Genomic DNA, 16,022 nt, shown 5'->3' with positions numbered 1-16,022 from the left:
TCCAGAGAACGGCCTGGGCCCCCCGAGCTTACGATGGACTCACGGCGCGGGGACCGCGGGCGTGGTCCCTTGTACGTCGCCGAGCTCGGAACGATCTGACGGCTCCGCGGTCGGCCGGACACCGGCGGCGCGGAGGGCGCTCCACGGCGGGATGCTCCCGATCAGGACGAGCACGGCGTCGCAGGGGTGCGGCCGGGCCCCCGAAGGCGACGCGAGGGTCGCCACGAGCGCGCCGCGCGGATCTGCGGCGAGGGCGGAGACGTCGGTCTCGAACAGGAGCGAGAGGCGGGACGCCGCCGCAAGCCGGCGTAACTCCTCGATGTTTCGGGTCTTCCCGCGGCGGAACCCGGCGCCCCGGTAGACGACGGTGACGTCGGTGGCCGGCTGGCGGGACAGCGCGATCGCGGCTTCCATGGCGACATCGCCGAGGCCGACGATCAGCACGCGGCTTCCGGCGAGGCTCCGGGCGTCGGCGAGGTGGTAGTACACCCGACCTTCCACCTCGGCGGATAGCTCGAACGGAAGCCGGCGCGGCGAGCCGCGCTGGCCGATGGCGAGCAGCACGCGCCGCGCATGGCGCTCGGTGCGCGGTCCGCCCTCGCGCGGCTCGGTGACGACGACGAAGCCGGCCGTCGCGTCGACAGCGTCGACAGCGCGCGCGCCTCTGCCGGCCGTCACGCCGACGGCGGGCGCGCCGGCGCTGGCCGCGCGGGCGACCGACACCATGCGGGTGTCCTGCAGGATCGGCAGCCGCTCCTTGCGCACGATGCGGAGCCAGTGGGAGAGCAGCTCCTCCTTGGTCGACTCCTTCAGCCACAGCTTCCCGGTCATCGGCAGGTCGAGCGGCTGATCGAAGACCAGCTTGCCGCGCGGGAAGCTCTGGATGCTCTGCGCCACGCTGCCCTGCTCGATCACCTCGAACGAGAGGCCGAGCTCCTTGGCGCGCAGCGCGGCGCTGATCCCGGCGGGCCCCGCGCCCACGATGATCAGATCGAGCTCCTGACCGCCCGCGCCGCGCGGGCCGGCCTGCCGCAGGTCCTCCGCGATGCGCGTCGCGGCGTGCGCGCCCTGGTGGATGGCGTTCTTGATGAGCGGGAGCCCGGTGACGTCGCCGGCGAGGTGCAGGCCCGGCACGTCGAGGCTGCCGAGGTCGTCGCCGAGGCGCGGGCGATCGGCGATCGGCGCGCCGCCCTCGATGGTGAGCGACCCGTTGGGGCAGCGCTGCTCGCACAGGGTGAGGCCGCAGCACGCCTCGGGGCGGGCCACGACCGCGACGTACTTCTCGATGGCGAGCACGTCGTACGGGCACGCGTCGACGCACGCGTAGCAGCCGAGGCAGGTGGTCGTGTCGATCCGGGGCAGGCGCACGCGCGCCGCGGGGCGGAGCATCGCGTCCTCGCCCCCGGCGTCGCTCGCCGCTCGCCGCGCGCGGCGCGCGCGCAGCGCCTGGCCGCCGCGGGCGCCCGCGAACGCGAGGGCGGCGGCGGCGAGGCCTGCGCCCATCCAGAGCAGGGCGGGCGCGCCGGGCGTGGCGCCGGCCTTCACGACGGGCAAGGCCGCCGCGGCGTCGCGCGCCGCGTCCCAGGCGAGGGCGCGGTCCTCGGTGTGCTGCCCGCTGCAGACGCCGGCGGGGCGTGTGTCGCCGCCTGCGCGACCGGCGTTGCGGCCCGCGGGGCGTGGGTCGCCGCCCGCGCGGCCGGTCGCGGCGTCCTCGGGGAGGGCAGGGCGGTGCTCGTCGAAGCAGGTGATCGGACGGGCCTCGCCGAGCGGCGCCTGCGCCGCGACGAGGCAGCGCGCGATGGGATCTCGCGGCGCGGCGAGGTCGTGGCACGGCGCGCAGCTCCCGGCCGTGACGATCGCCACGGTGGCCGGCTGGCCCGGGCGGAAGGCCGACCTCGGGAGCTCGACCTCGGCGCCCGGCGCGAAGCGCACAGGCGGCCTCGCTGGATCGAACACGACGCCCTGATCGCCGCGGTGGATGGGGTGGCAGGTGGCGCAGCTCAGCGCGCCGCTCGCGAGCAGCTGCCCGTGGCTCCTGCGGGTGGAGCCGTGGGCGCCGTGGCACCCGACGCAGGCCTGATCGATGCGCGCGCCTGCTGCGGCTCCGCTCGAGGGAGCGGCTTCCCGGGCCGCGGCGGCCTCTCGCGGCGCGGCGGGCGCCTGCTCGGCGTGGCACGACGCGCACGCGAGCTGCGCGCGCGCGTGGGGCAGCGAGAGCGGCCCCGGCGCCGCGTGCCCCCCCGGCGGCGGGAAGAGCAGCGCCGCCGCGCCCGTGGCGACGGCGCCCGCGAGCGTGGCCGGCAGCACGCCCCGGAAGCGCGTGACGTCGGAGGTCGCCTCGGCGCGGCGCGCGGCGCGCCCCCGCACGACCTCCCGCGGCTGGGCGGCGCGCTGGCGCGGATCGGAGAGATCGGCGCGGTAGAGCGTCCGCGTGGGATCGGGCAGGCCCGCCGCGTCGTCGGCGTCGCCCGATGGCGGCGCCGCCGGACGGCGGCCTCCGCCGGTCGGGCTAGAGGAGCGTGACATTCAATCGATAGAAGAAGGTCGCGTCGGGGACGAGCGACGCGGCGCGGACCCTCACATGATACGTGCCCGCGGCGAGGTCGGTGAGCGACGCGTAGGAGCAATTGCCGACCCCTGAGTCGTCGTCGGATGCGAGCACGGTGGTCCCGTCCTCCCCGAGGATCTCGATGAAGCTGTCGATCTGCCCCTGCTGGCAAGCATTGGTGCCGTTGTCGATGACGTTCGCGTGCAGCGTCGAGCGCGGCCCTGGCACGGTCACGGCGATCACGTCGACGTCGCCTGCGGGCGCGATCTCCGCGAGCCACGGGTCCGCATACGCATTGGCCTGCGCTGGGGCGCCGTTGGGCTCCGCCTCGTCGAGCTCGAAGCGGCAGGTGGCGCTGCATCCATCGAGGGGATCCGTGTTTCCGTCGTCGCACTGCTCGCCGGCGCTCATCGTGCCGTCCCCGCAGACCTCGGGGACGAGCGTCACGTCGAGGCGGTACGGGAACGTCTCCGCCACGGAGCCGAGCACGGACGTGACGCGAACGTAGTAGTCGCCCGCGGCGAGCCCCGGCGCGACGGCGCGGGCGCAAAGGCCGTTGTCCCCGCGGTCGCGTCGCACGATCAAGTTGCCGCTTCCATCGAGGATCTCGATGACGCTGTCGAGCCGGCCGGTCAGGCAGTCGGAGCTCGTGACAGCCGCGGTCTCCGCGGTGAGGACCGTCGGCCCGCTCGGCACGGTGACGCGCACGACATCGACGTCCGGGACATCATCCATCGGGGCGCCGATCGCGGCGAAGAACGGATTCTCATAGATGTTGGCGGAGGCGATGTCCTCGTTGGGCTCCACCTCGGTCGGCTCGAGCTCGCAGCTATCGCTGCAGCCGTCGCCCGGCTGATCGAGGGCGTTGTCGCACTGCTCCGTCGGATCCTGGATGTTGTCCCCGCAGACGGTCTGTCGGCTTCGCACGCCGAGGTCGAACGCCCCTGCCTGGCTCGCGTCGGCTCCCGTGATGATCACATAGAACGCATCGCCCTCGCGGACGGGCACGGTCAGCCGGTTCTCGATCCCCGCGCCGAGGCTGGGCCTGCCGCAGTCGCCCACGATCGTCGAGGGGTCGGCGCAGGCGCTGCGCAGCTCGGCGACGAGCTGCGCGTCCGTGCGTGGGGTCACCACCACGTCGAGGAACCCGGTGATCGTCGCCGTGAACGTGTAGGCGACGCCCGGGCTCCCCGGCCAGCATTCGCCCTCGACAGCCGCGTGCCCGAAGGTATCGCCGGTCGCGGTCCCGGGATCCGGGAGGGCCACGGGCGCGGCGCACATGTCCGCGCAGGCCGCCTCACACTCCGGATCGCCGCAGTCGATGCTGTCGTCTCCGTCGTTGTCCCGCCCGTCCTGGCACGCCTCGACGCCCGAGCAGCTCGACGCGTCGAGGGTGCACTCGGGGCTGCACCGGACCTCGCCGCTATCGAACCCGACGCTCTGGCAGGTCGCGCCCCTGAGATCGGGTCCGTCGCACGCCTCGTCCTGCTCGGCGACGTCGTTCCCGCAGTCGCCCGGTGGGGCCCCCCCGCTGCCCGCGCCCCCGTCGCCGCCTCCGGCCGCGCCGGCGCCGCTCGAGGCCGACGGGGCCCTGGGCCGCGACGCGTCGTCATCTCCGCTGCACGCCGCGACCACCCCTGCAGCGCAGAGGAGCGCGGTCACCATGGTGCTTCGGCTCACTCGGTATCTGGACATGAATACGTGATCTCCCAGTCCTGCACCTGAACGCCGCCCCCTCCGCTGCTCGTCGGATTGAGCCTCATCCGGACCTCCAGGTACTCTGTTCGAGCGTCCGGCAGCTCTTGCAGCACGTCGAAGAGATCGATCGCGCACGGCGGCATCGAGCCCTCATCGCAGATCCGGGTGTCTGTCGGCGTGGCGTGGGCGGTCGCGGCGAGCCTGACCGTCGCCGAGGCGAGGTCGGCGGGATCATCCGCCGCTCTCACGAAGAACTCGACGCTCGAGTCGCCAGGGGTCGTCGTCCTGTACCTGAGGTATCCCCACTGGGTCTTGGTCCCCGGCGGGCAGACGCCGTGGTACTGCTCCCACGCCGTGTTCATCGCCGTGACGCTCGTCGTCGTGCAGGGCACGACGGCCCGGACCTTCCCGCCCGGGTTCTCGCGGACGGTGGAGCAGGTCGCCGGGCAGAGCTTCACGTTCGTGTTCCCGGAATCGAAGTACCAGCCCCCCGCGCCGCAGCTGCCGACCCCGGCCCGGGGCGTGAGCGTCGTCTCCACGCCGGCGGCGTTCTCGTAGACGACGGACACCGACGCTGGATCCGAGACGCCCGCGATGGGGACGGTGACGTCGCAGGGCAGCGCCTCTCCGCGGATCGAGACCAGCGCATTGAGGAGCTTACCTTCCAGAGTCGAGCCAGCGCTGAGGTTGAACGCCTGTCCTCCGCCCTGGTCCGCGATGAGGTTGATGATCTCCGCGTTCGAGTTGCCGAAGCCCACCGCGTGCACGCGGACGCCGTGGTTCACGAAGGCGTTTCGTGCCAGGTTTCCGATCGCGTTGGGGACCGTGCCGCAGCTCGACGGGATGCCGTCGGTGACGAACACGACCGCGACCTCCTCCTCGGGATGGGCGTTCCTGTAGTTGATCGCCCAGGCCGTGGCGCCGTCGAGCGCCGGGTGCATCGGCGTGTCGCCGTTGGGCGTCGGGAAGTTGATGAAGGCCTGCATGAGCTTGATCTCTTGCTGGTCCCCCATCGCAGCAGACTCCTCGGTCAACCTGTCGGCCGCGGCGCCGTTGAATGGGACGAGCGGCAGCGCACAGCCGCCCCCGCCGGCAGGCGGACAGGACGGGTTGTCGTTGCAAGGGCCCGGGTTGTCGTGCGGCCAGAACCGGAACGCGACACCGAGCCCCGCCGACGCCGGATCCTGGAAGAAGGACTTGAGCGCGTTCGTCGCCGGAATCCATCGATCCGCGCTCACGTCCACCCCCGACAGCGTCTCCCGCATCGAGGTGGATCGATCGAGCGCCACGAACAGGGTGACCGGCCTGACCAGCGACACGCTCGCCGTGGCGATGCAGGCGGGCGACTCGCACATGGCCGATTGATAGATGCTCCCGTTGTTGCCGCACCGGCACTCGGCGATGTGCCCAGCGCCAGGGGGATTGACGATGAGTTCCACGCCGTCGGCGACACCGGTGCAGCCGGCCACGCTGATGCACTCACCCGGGGCGATCGGCTGCGCCGTCGTGCAGGCGAGGGTGCCGCCGGTCGGGTTGCACGCGTTCAGGACCCGGCTCGGGGCGGAGGACGGCAGCTGGTTGGCGGTGGAAGCATACCGGTGGATGGCGATTCCCGCCGGGGCCGGGGTGGTGCCGCGGTTGCAGACCGGGATCGTCCCGCCGCAGGGAACGCCGATCGTGAGGTCCGGCTGCGTGCACGTGGAGTCCGTCTCGTTCGGCTGGTACGACTTGCAGAGGCCCTTTTGCGGGCAGGTCTCGCCGCAGACGCTCTCCACGAGGTCGACGCAGTTCTGTGTCCATCCGCCGTCTGGCCCCGTATCGCAGCAGCTGGGGGCCACATCGCAGATCAGCCCCACGCACGCGTTGCAGCCCGGCAGCAACCGTTCGCCGGTGTAACATTTGTCGTGCGCGCAGCCGGGATCGGTGTCGCAGGTGGAGCCGCACAACGACCCGGCCAGGGCGACGCAGCTCGCGTCCCATTTCGGCACGGTCGCGCTGCACGTCTTGGGGGCGCACTCCGTGGGAACGTAACCCGCGCAGGTCGCGCTCCAGATCCCGGTGCAGCGGCCGCCCGACAGCACGGTTCCCGGGGGACATGCGCCGCTGGGCGCGGTGCAGCGGCCTGGGAAGACGCAGGTGCTGCCCGTGCCGATGACCGCAGTGCACTGCGCCGTCGTGCTGCACGTGATATCGCAGCAGCGCGGATGGTTCGCGCAGATGGTCGCGATGCACGCGTCGCCGCACGTCGTGGTCATGTTGGTCGCGGCGCCGGGAGCCGCCACGCAGGCGTCGTGACCGCAGTCGGCGGGTATGGTCGTGAAGGTGCAGCAGTTCGGGTTCGCGTTGCAGACCTTCGTGGCGCAGCCGCTGCAGTTCGACAGCAGCGACACGCCTGTCGCGCACGGGTCGTGATCGCACGCGCCCCTCGCGGGGTCGTCGCAGTACTGGTCGAACTGGCAGTCCTCGCTGGTCGTGCACGGCTGGTGCGTGCCCTCCCGCGCGACGGCCTCGGGCAGCTCGTTGATGTCGCCGACCGACCACGTGTACGTCGGGCCGGTCCCCGCGAGGCTGATGGGCCCCCCGTCCGGCGTCTCCTCGAACGACTGGCACGTCGGGTCGCACGGGTTGGTCGCGCACAGGCCGCCGTCGGAGGCATCGGAGTTGGCGAGCGGGCGCGGATACCCGCCCTCACCGCTCCCCCGCGGCGCCGAGCCGAACGGCGACCTCCGCATCGTCATCGTCCCGTCGCAGCTGCCGTAACGCCCGTCCTCGCAGCGCCGGATCCCATCGAGGCACGTCAGCACACCTTCGTGCTCGCCGACGGTGACGTGACACTCCACCTCTTCGCCGTCGACGCACGGGTCGCCCGTTCCCGGCCCAGCGTCGGGCCAGTCCGTCCCCGGCTTCGGCGGCTCACCGGCGTTGTTGCCTCCACGGCACGATCCGGCGATGAGGGCCGACGCGGTGAGCAGCGTCACGAGCAGCAGCGCTCTCGGCGCCCACGCGCTGGGGGAGCCTGATCGGGAGAGCGCTCCCATCCACTTGGTCGAAGGACCAGCCATCGGCTTCTCTACCTTCCACTAGGGTGCTGTCGGGAAAATTGTACCTGGGTGCAGAAGGCAAAGTCCAGGCCTCTCGCCTGCGCGCCGCCTGCCGCGCGTCTTCGCCGACGCGGCGCTCGCGTGAGCGCGTCGATGCGCGCGTCGCGACGCCGGCGGAGGCGCGCGCGGCGCACAAAGAAATGCCGTGCCTCGCAACCATTTCATAGCGAGTCCGGGGCGTCCCGGTGCGCTGTCCCGCGCCGCGCCAGCGGCCGTGTGGGGCGGCGTGCGCGCGCTCCCGGTCCGGCGCGCGCTCATCGAGGCACGCTCGCCGCCGTCATCGCGTGGAGCACGAGCAGCGCCGCGGCGACGCCGAAGGTGATGATGTGCGCCGGCAGCCCTCCGCGGAGCGCGGCGAGAAGCGCGCGCTGGGCCGGGAGCGCGCGCAGCTCCACGGCGAGGCGGATGAGCTCCGCCAGGCCGGCGAGCCGCTCGGCCCCGCGCCCTTCGAGGACCGCGTCGATGCGGGCGCGCAGCGCGCGCTCCTCCTCGCGCAGGCCGCGCCCCGAGGCGAGCAGCGCGAGCGGGCCGAGGGGGCTTTGCAGGTAGGGCACGAGGATCTTCTCGACGATCTTCTTGACCAGATCGCTGCGCCCGCTCACCTCGCGGTAGAAGCGGTCGAGCAGCTCGCGCCGGGCGGCGCTGAAATCCTCGGGCAGCGCGGCGGTGCGCTCGATCCGGGCGAGGCGCCGCGGCGCGAGCCGGTACGCGATGGCGGTGAAGGCGCCGGCCGCCGCGGTGGCCCAGAACACGAGGTGAAGCGCCGCGCCCAGCGTCGGGCGGCCGGACCGGGGCCACGGCGCGTGCGCGAGCGCGAGGCCGGCCGTGACGAGGCCGATCGCGAGGTGCCCGGTCAGGTGCGGGCGGAGCCGGCTCTTCACGGGCGCGGCATCGCCGCCCTCCACGGCCGTGTCGCCGCGCCGCCTGGGCCGCATCCACGCCCATCGCCCGGCGCGCTTGGGGACCGCGTAGAGCAGGAGCAGCGCCATGCCGACCGCGGCGGCCACGCCCGCCGAGAAGGCGGCGCCCTCGCCCGGGCGCGCGCCGCCGCGCGCGTGCGCCGACAGCCCCGCCGCGCCGAGCCCGGCCGCCGCGAGAGCGCTGCCTGCGACGACCGCAGCGCCGCTCCGTGGCGCGGCGGCGCGCTCCTGCTCGCGCCGCGCCCCGCCGAGCAGGTCGCGCACGTCGGCGATCTCCTCCGCCGGGTTGACGCGGAAGATCGAGCCCGTGGGGCAGGCCTTCACGCACGCGGGGCCGTCGTGATCGCGGCAGAGATCGCACTTCACGGCGATGTCCGCGAAGCCCGCGCCTCCCGGGCGCGGCGCGGCCGCGGGGCGCGGCGCCATCGCGATGTTCTCCCACGGGCACGCCTTCGCGCAGGCGCCGCAGCCGGTGCAGAGCGCGTCCCGGATGAACACCTCTCCCCCGGTGTCCTTGCCGATGGCGCCGGTGGGGCACTCGATCATGCAGGCGGGGCTCTCGCAGTGCTGGCAGGAGTTCGGCAAGAGCAGGCTGCGCGGCGCCTCCTTCTGCGCGCCCTGCTCCGCGTCGTCCACCCGCGCGCGCACCTTGTCTCCGCGCCGCACGAGCCGTGAGACCCCGTGCACGTCGGCGCACGACCACGCGCAGTGTCCGCAGCGCGCGCACGTCTCGAGATCGATGACCAGGAGCGACCGCGCGACCTGAAGGCGATAGAGGTCCCTGAAGATGTGCGCTGTGTGATTGCGCGCATGGCCGGCGATGACCGCCTCCTGCCTTTCGTGGTGCTCGCCGGTGATGCGCCGGAGTCGGGGGATCAGATCAGGGTGCTTCCGCGCGAGCGCGGCGAAGGTCTTCGACGGTACGGCCAGGAGCGCCGTGGCGCCGCTGGCCACGGCGCTCGCCGCCCGGCAGCGGCCCTCGTCGAGCTCGACGTCTCCAAAGAAATCACCCCGGGTGAGGTACGCGCGCACATGAATCCGATCTCCGTCCTCGGTCTGAATTTGCACCATCCCTTCAGCGATGAGCCAGAGCTCGGCGGCCGGATCGCCTGTGCGATAGATGGCCTGACCGCGCTCGAAGCGCCTATGACTCACTGCGTCAAGAAGAATTTCGACGTCGTCTGAATCCAGGTCACGCGTGAAGGCGAGGGTGCTGAGGAGGTCGCGTGTCGCGCTCCTCCGCAGCGCGCGCTCGAGCTTCTCGGCGATCTCGGCCTTGCCGGAGCGACCGGCGGCGCGCCGGAACAGGTGGACCGGGATCTCGGCGAGCACGCTGGGGGCGAGCGCGACTGCGGTGGTCCTGCGCGACATCCCCACGACCGCCTCCTCGCCGATGACGTCGCCCGCGGCGGCTGTGCGCACCTCGGTATCGCGATCGTCTCCGCGGCGCGTCGCGCGGAGGGCGATGCGGCCGGACGCGACCACGAAGAAGGCGTCGCCGGCGTCGCCCGCGCGATAGGCGACCTCGTCCGGCGACAGGGAGCGGAGCCGCCCCGCCCCGGCGATCTCACGCCGGGCGCGCTCGTCGAGCCCTCGCAGCAAGGGGGCGTCGAACACCGCCGGCGGCCATGCCTTGGGGCGGTCAGACCCTGCGTCGCGCGCGCCGCCGTGGGTGTGGTCCGATGAGGGCATCAGCAGGTCTCCTGGTCGAAGGACGCAGGCCGCCGCTCCTCCCGACCCGCCCTCGCCGCGCGAACACGGCCCGAGCCGCCTCCCGGAGCGAGGTCGACAGGAGCGGGGCAAGCTGGGGAAGGCGCGGCGCAAGACGCGCAAGGCGCACAGTCGGCGCGAAGAACGTGGACGCGGACGTGGACGCGGACGTGGACGCTGAGCAGACGAGGCCGGCGTGTCATGGCGTCGGATACCGTCGCTCCACACCGTCGCGCATCCGCTGTCTTAAGGGACGACATGGTCTTACTTCACGTTCACGAAGGTGCAGAAAAAGGACGAGCGCCCCGAAAATACCTTGACACCCAAGCCGATTACAGTGAATATCCATCCTGCTAGACTCGGCATCTTCGGCGCCAGGGTTCGTTTGAGGGTTCGGCATGAAATGACTAGCATCTGTTCTTGAGTGCACATGCAATGTCATTCCAAATCAACGAGGTAGAAGTATGAGTAGGCGCACGACGAGTTTGGCTGTTGCTTCCCTGGCTGCCGCGTCTTTCATCACGCTCGCTTCGGCTTCCGCGAGCGCGAAGGGCCCCGAGGATTGGGCGCTCGAGTTCATCGACAACTCCGTCAGCAACGAGTGGGGCACTGAACCCGAGTGCTTCATGAACTGGGACGACGCTGACCAGTCGAAGGCGTGGACCGGGATGACCAAGGCCGCGTGCTTCTTCACGCTGTCGCTGCAGAAGTCGATGGGGTACGCGCAGCAGGACATCTATGCGATGTGGGGCAAGAACAGCCCGACGTCCGATTATTATTTCGATATCGTCAACGCGAGCCCGAAGGTCGGCGCGACCCCTCCCGGGTTCGAGACGTACTTCCGCCGTGTCGAACGGGCGGTCGACATCCAGAAGGGTGATGTCTTCACCATCGGCGCCACGGCCACCTTCGCCGGCCACACGATGATCATCACCGGCGCGCCGGAGAGGATCCTCCCGCAGATCAACCCCCGCTACTCGGGGACGGAGCAGTTCGCGGTGCCGATCGCGGACTCGACAAGCTCGTCGCACGGGTGCGCCGAGGGCAAGTACAAGGACAGCCGGTGGAGCGGGCAGTGCACCGGCGGCTACATGACGCCGGGCGCCGGGACGGGCTACGTGCGTGTGTACACCGACTCGCTCACGGGCATCCTGCTCGGCTTCACGTGGAGCGTCACGTCGTCGCAGACGAGCTACTACTCGCCCTCCACGCGCCCCTACCGGATCGGCAGGCTGTTCAAGCTGCCCGATCCGCTCCCGACCGAGCCGCCCCCGCCCCCTCCCTGATCGACGGCGACGCTCTTCATGACCACGGCGCGCTGAGCTCGTCAGCGCCTGACCAGCGAAGCCCTTACCCCGCAGGCCGGGGTAGGGGCTCGCCCCTTTTTGTCGGCAGGCGCGTCGAGGGGCCTGCCTCGTCCGTCGCGTGGTTGGCGTCCGTTGCGTCAGTTGCGTCAGTTGCGTCTGTTGCTTCCGTTGCTCCATCGCGGCGACCTCGGTTCAGGGGATCTCGACATCGACCCGCGCGAGCTCGACGATCTCGAGGCGTTCGAGCATCGCGTCGGTGACCAGCGGGCCGGTCGGCCGCAGGCCGCGCCGCGCCTGCTCCCGCTCGTACGCGGCGAAGGCGCGGATCAGGAACGGGGGAAACGCCCGGAAGAGCAGCCTCGCCTCGGCCCGGAGCGGGCCGCGCCGCTGGCCGGTGCGAAGATCGTAGACGTACCGGATCGGCACGCCGGGCGGCACGGAGCGCGTATCGATGATCGCGTCCGGCCCTTTGACGACGCCCCGGCTCGCGTCCAGCGCGCCGACCGGAAAGTAGATCTCGAGAAAGGCGTTCTGCCCCGACAGGTTCGAGCCGCAAGCGCCGGTGTCCAGGTCGTAATCGCCGTCCGTGAACCGATCGGCGTGGTGCAGCCCCTGGCCGGGCCCGGCCTGGCAGGTGCCGTCTGCGGCCACGACGCCGATGCATCGGACACAGCGCAGAAAGCCGTTCTGAAAGTTGATGAGCCCGCGGCCCCGGAACGAGGTGCCGCCGAGCCGTGGGGGTGGGGTCCAGAGGGGGACATCAGGCCCGTCGCGCACGTCCGCGCCGAACAGCCCGCCTTGAGCGCCCGCGGGCGCGAAGGGGCTGTTCGCGTCTGGATCGGTGGTCACCCGGGTGAACACCTTGTCTCTCAGATCCTCGTCGGCGCGGTCGATCCGGCCGACCTCGTAGATCACCCGCCCCTCTCCATCCCTCACCACGAGGTGAACCCAGAACTCGCGCTCCTGGCTGAAGCCGGCTGGCACCTTGTGCCCGGCGCCGGTGTTCTCGATCTCGACCGGGATCTCGACGCGATCCCCTGCCGCGCCTGCGCGGCGCGCGGCGCCGAGCTCGAAGCGGAACGTGTGGCGGAGCAAGAGATCGCGGCGGCGGCGCGCGCCCGCCGGAATGCCGTGCACGTCGAGCGACGGCTCATCGATGAGCGCGTCGGGGAACTCGTCCGACAGCGGCACATCCACGCCGGAGAAGTAATGGGTCGCGACGTCCGCCGGAGCGGTGGAGTGATCCGCGATCCGGCCCCGCGGGCGCGCGCCGGGCCTCCGCGGGGCGAAGCGCGTGCCGGGCGGGCACTCGGGATCTCCCGGCGACGCCTGCGCGGCGCCCGCCGCCGGGGCCGCCTCGCAGACGCCCGGATAGGTGCTCATGTGGCAGTCCTGGCAGGTCGCCGCCGGGCGGCCCGCGCGCTCCTCGGACCTCGCCCAGTCCGACCACTCCGTGTAGGCGTTGCGCAGCCGCTTGAAGTGCTCGCCCCGCGCCGCGGCGAGGCTGTCGCTGCCGAAGAGGCGCACGTCGTGGCAAGCCCCGCAGAACTCGCTGGAGCGCAGGTACGCCCTCGCGCTCGCCGACGGGCGACCGTGCACCACGGGCTCGACAGCGCCCGCCGCTCCCGCCGGCTGGAGCCCGGCGCGCGCGGCCGCGCCCTGACCCGAGGGGAGCAGCAGCTCCTCGGGGCGGAGGTCGTAGCCGCTGTTCGCGATCCCGAACAGGCCGCGGCCGTCCTCGGGACGCGCAGCGAAGACGGCGCCCGTCACGAAGGATGTCCATGTCGGGTTGCCCTGGTACCCGGCGCGCCCGCGCGGGCCGACCGGGCCGTGCACCTGATGGCAGAAGCTGCAGGAGATCCCCTCCAGGCCGCGCCGGGTGAGCAGGTCGCGCACGGGGAGGCGCGCGCGGGGATCGCCGCCGGCGCGGCCGTCCCACGCGGGCATCGCGGCGTCGAGGTTCTCCGCCGGGCTGTGGCAGTTCACGCACCAGTGCTCGCCGCCCGAGCCGGTGACGGCGACGCCGCTCCGCCCGTCGCGGCAGGCGCGCGCGGGATCGGCCTTGCGCAGGATGCCCGCCCCGTTCGGGCAGTCGGCGGTGCGCCCGACCTGCTCCTCGATGAGGCTCTCCAGCGCGTTGAAGAGCGGGCTCTTCACCGAGTGCGCCATCACCGAGCGGCGCCACTCCGCGGCCTGGCGGCCGTGGCACGCCGCGCAGTCCTCCGCGGCCGTCCGCGCCTGCGCGAGCGGCGCGACCGGCGCGACGGCGACCGCGCGCGGCGCCGCCGGATCGGGCTCGCCCCGCGAGAGCGCGAGCGCGGCCGAAGCGATCAGCGCCCCGGCGCCGAGCGGCGCGATCCGCCATAGCCGCGCCGCGGCGCCGGCTGGGCCGCGGGGCGGGCGGTGGTCGCTCGCGTCGCCCGCGTCGCCCGGGCGCGCGCTCGCGCGCGGCGCGGGGCCGGTCCTCGCCGAGGTGGCCGCGCCAGCGCGACGGGAGGTCCGGGCGGCGTGCACCGGAGGCGCCGGCGGGCGCTCGTCGAGGTACCCGCTCAGCGCATCGGCGATCTGCTCGGCGCGCTGCGGCCGCTCCGACGGATCCGGATGGAGCAGCCGCAGCGCGTAGCCCTGCAGGCCCGCGGGGAGCGAGGTCGCGACGCCCTCGATGAACGGCGGCGGCTCCGCGCGGGCGGCCTCGCCGAGCGCGTGCCGCAGACCGGCGCCCGCGAACGGGTGCTCTCCCGCGAGCAGGCGGTAGAGCACGAGCCCGAGCGCGTACCGGTTCGCGGCGCTGTCCCAGATCGCGCCGTCGGCCTGCGCGGGCGGCGTCCAGAGCGGCGGGATCTCCGAGGACACCCGCGCGCCCTCGCCGCGGGGCGCCGTGGCGGCGCCGCGGCTCGCCGACGCGCCGACGAGGGCGGCGACGAGCGCGCTCGCGGGCAGCGTCACGCGGCCCGCGTCGTCCACGAGGACCGCGTCGGGCGAGAGCGGACCGGGGAACAGGCTGGCGCGCTCGCACGCGGCGAGCGCGCGGGCGACCTGGATGGCGAGCCCGAGCGCCTCCTGGAAGGGGACGGGCCCGCGCCGCCCGCGCATCCAGTCCGAGAGGGGCGCGCCCGCGAGCCGCCGCGCGAGCCAGACGCGCGCGCCGTCCGGGCTCGCCGCGGCGGCGCGCTCGCCCTCGGCCGGCGAGGCGACGCCGCCGTCGATGAAGCCGCCGACGCCGGCGCTCCCGAGCGACAGGAGGCGCGTCGCGACGGCCTGGTGCTCGGGCCCTGCCGGAGCGTCCTGGTCCGCCGCGCCGAGCCGCCACAGCTCTTCTCCGGAGCCAGCGCCGCAGCGCCATCGCGCGGCGCAGCCCACGGCCGGGAGGGGCGCGCCCTCCGTGTAGCCTGCCTGCTCCGGCGACGCTCGCCTCACCGCGCCCCCTCCGGGGCGGCCGGCGCCGCGGTGCTGGCGGGCGGCTCCGGCGCGCCGCTCGTCGAGCGCAGCGCGCAGGTCCCGAGGCCCGCGAGCGCCGACAGCGTCGCGATGATCGCGATCGCGAGCCTGGGCGGGATGTCGCGCGGCCGGTCGATCTGCTCGACGAGCGCGATCGTGTCGGCGCGAGGCGCGTCCGCTCCGCCGGTGACGCGCGCGGCGCCCGGCGAGCTCGTGCGGTCGTGGCCGTCGCTGCGGTGCGGCACGCTCGCGCTGTCGCGATCGCCGGTGCGCTGCGGCGAGCTCGCGCTGTCGCCGGCGCGCTGCGGCGAGCTCGCCCGGTCGGGGTCGCCAGTGCGGTGCGGTGAGCTTGCGCGCTCGCGGTCACCGGCGCGGAGCGGCGTGCTCTCGCGGTCGTGATCGATGGCGCGCTGCGGCGCGCTCGCGCGGACGCGGTCACCGGCGCGGAGCGGCGCGCTCACCGCGGTCTGGAACGGCTCCAGCCGATCCACGATGTCCTGAGCGAGGTACGGCCGATCCTCGGGCGCCTTCTCGAGCAGCTGGAAGAGCAGCTGCTCGACGCCGCGGGGCAACCCGCTCCGCACGTCGTCGCCGAGCGGCGGCGGCTCTGCCGTGCATTGCAGGTTGAGCAGCTCCCGCGGCGACGCCGACTGGAACGGCGGGCTGCCGGACAGCGCCTCGTACAGGATGAGCCCCAGGCAGTAGAGATCCGAGCGGTGATCGATGGATCGCGCGTCGATCTGCTCCGGGCTCATGTACTGCAGGGTGCCGACGCTCTGCGTGTTGGTCTGGTTCATCGCCTCCACGACCTTGGCGATGCCGAAGTCCATCACCTTCACGCCGCCATCCCGCTGCACCATGATGTTCTCGGGCTTGAGATCGCGGTGGATCACGGGCGGCTGCTGCCCGTGGGCTGCCGCGAGGGCGCTCGCCACGCTGGCCGCGATCCGCACCGCTTCCTGCCAGGGAAGGCGGCCGGCGGCGCCAAGGACGGAGCGCAGCGTCTGGCCGTCCAGGTACTCGAGCACCATCACGAGCTCGCCGGAGGCCTCGATGCTGGCGAGGCTCCGGACGATGTTCGGGTGCTCGAGGTGCGCGAGGATCTGCATCTCGTTCAGGAAGAGCCGGCGTCCCTGCTCGCTCCGGGCGAGCTCGGGGCGGAGCACCTTCAGCGCGACGCGCCGGCGCGACAGGCGCTCCTCGCCCTCGTAGACCTTGCCCATCCCGCCCTCGCCGACGAGGCGTCGAACGAGGTACTCGCCGATCTGATCCATGCGCGCCGTCTCCTCTCCACTCTCCC

General features: G+C 73.1%; 7 protein-coding genes. 1 reads left to right on the top strand and 6 read right to left on the bottom strand.

Features of this window, described 5'->3' with window-relative positions; genetic code table 11:
• Window positions 1-39: 39 nt before the first annotated feature.
• From WME95_RS24110 to WME95_RS24095, 4 genes are all read right to left on the bottom strand, one after another.
• Entirely contained in the window at window positions 40-2,526 is a 2,487-nt protein-coding gene (locus WME95_RS24110) for an NAD(P)-binding domain-containing protein (protein ID WP_437910766.1), read from the bottom strand.
• On the bottom strand, window positions 2,510-4,243 hold the full coding sequence (locus tag WME95_RS24105; RefSeq protein WP_437910765.1) for a pre-peptidase C-terminal domain-containing protein: 1,734 nt from the start codon (window positions 4,241-4,243) through the stop codon (window positions 2,510-2,512). Before WME95_RS24105 ends, WME95_RS24110 begins: the two co-directional genes overlap by 17 nt.
• Window positions 4,225-7,308, bottom strand: a complete 3,084-nt coding sequence (locus WME95_RS24100) for a VWA domain-containing protein (protein WP_437910764.1) — start codon at window positions 7,306-7,308, stop codon at window positions 4,225-4,227. Before WME95_RS24100 ends, WME95_RS24105 begins: the two co-directional genes overlap by 19 nt.
• Before the next feature lie 293 nt (window positions 7,309-7,601).
• A complete protein-coding gene (locus WME95_RS24095; protein WP_437910763.1) occupies window positions 7,602-9,959 on the bottom strand; it encodes a cyclic nucleotide-binding domain-containing protein in 2,358 nt (785 codons plus the stop codon).
• A gap of 503 nt (window positions 9,960-10,462) precedes the next feature.
• Between WME95_RS24095 and WME95_RS24090 the strand changes: the two genes are divergently transcribed.
• Window positions 10,463-11,263 (top strand): hypothetical protein, encoded by an 801-nt coding sequence (locus WME95_RS24090; RefSeq protein ID WP_437910762.1) that lies wholly within the window; start codon window positions 10,463-10,465, stop codon window positions 11,261-11,263.
• Between the two features lie 213 nt (window positions 11,264-11,476).
• Here WME95_RS24090 and WME95_RS24085 read toward each other — a convergent pair whose 3' ends face one another.
• Window positions 11,477-14,701: a serine/threonine protein kinase gene (locus WME95_RS24085; RefSeq protein ID WP_437910761.1), complete on the bottom strand. Its 3,225-nt coding sequence runs from the start codon at window positions 14,699-14,701 to the stop codon at window positions 11,477-11,479.
• Window positions 14,698-15,996, bottom strand: a complete 1,299-nt coding sequence (locus WME95_RS24080) for a serine/threonine protein kinase (protein ID WP_437910760.1) — start codon at window positions 15,994-15,996, stop codon at window positions 14,698-14,700. Before WME95_RS24080 ends, WME95_RS24085 begins: the two co-directional genes overlap by 4 nt.
• Window positions 15,997-16,022: the final 26 nt, after the last annotated feature.

The organism is Sorangium sp. So ce327 (genome assembly GCF_051530205.1).
GTDB lineage: Bacteria > Myxococcota_A > Polyangia > Polyangiales > Polyangiaceae > Sorangium > Sorangium cellulosum_B.
Note: the sequence above shows the minus strand (reverse complement) of the source record. Positions and strands in the feature narration are given on the sequence as shown.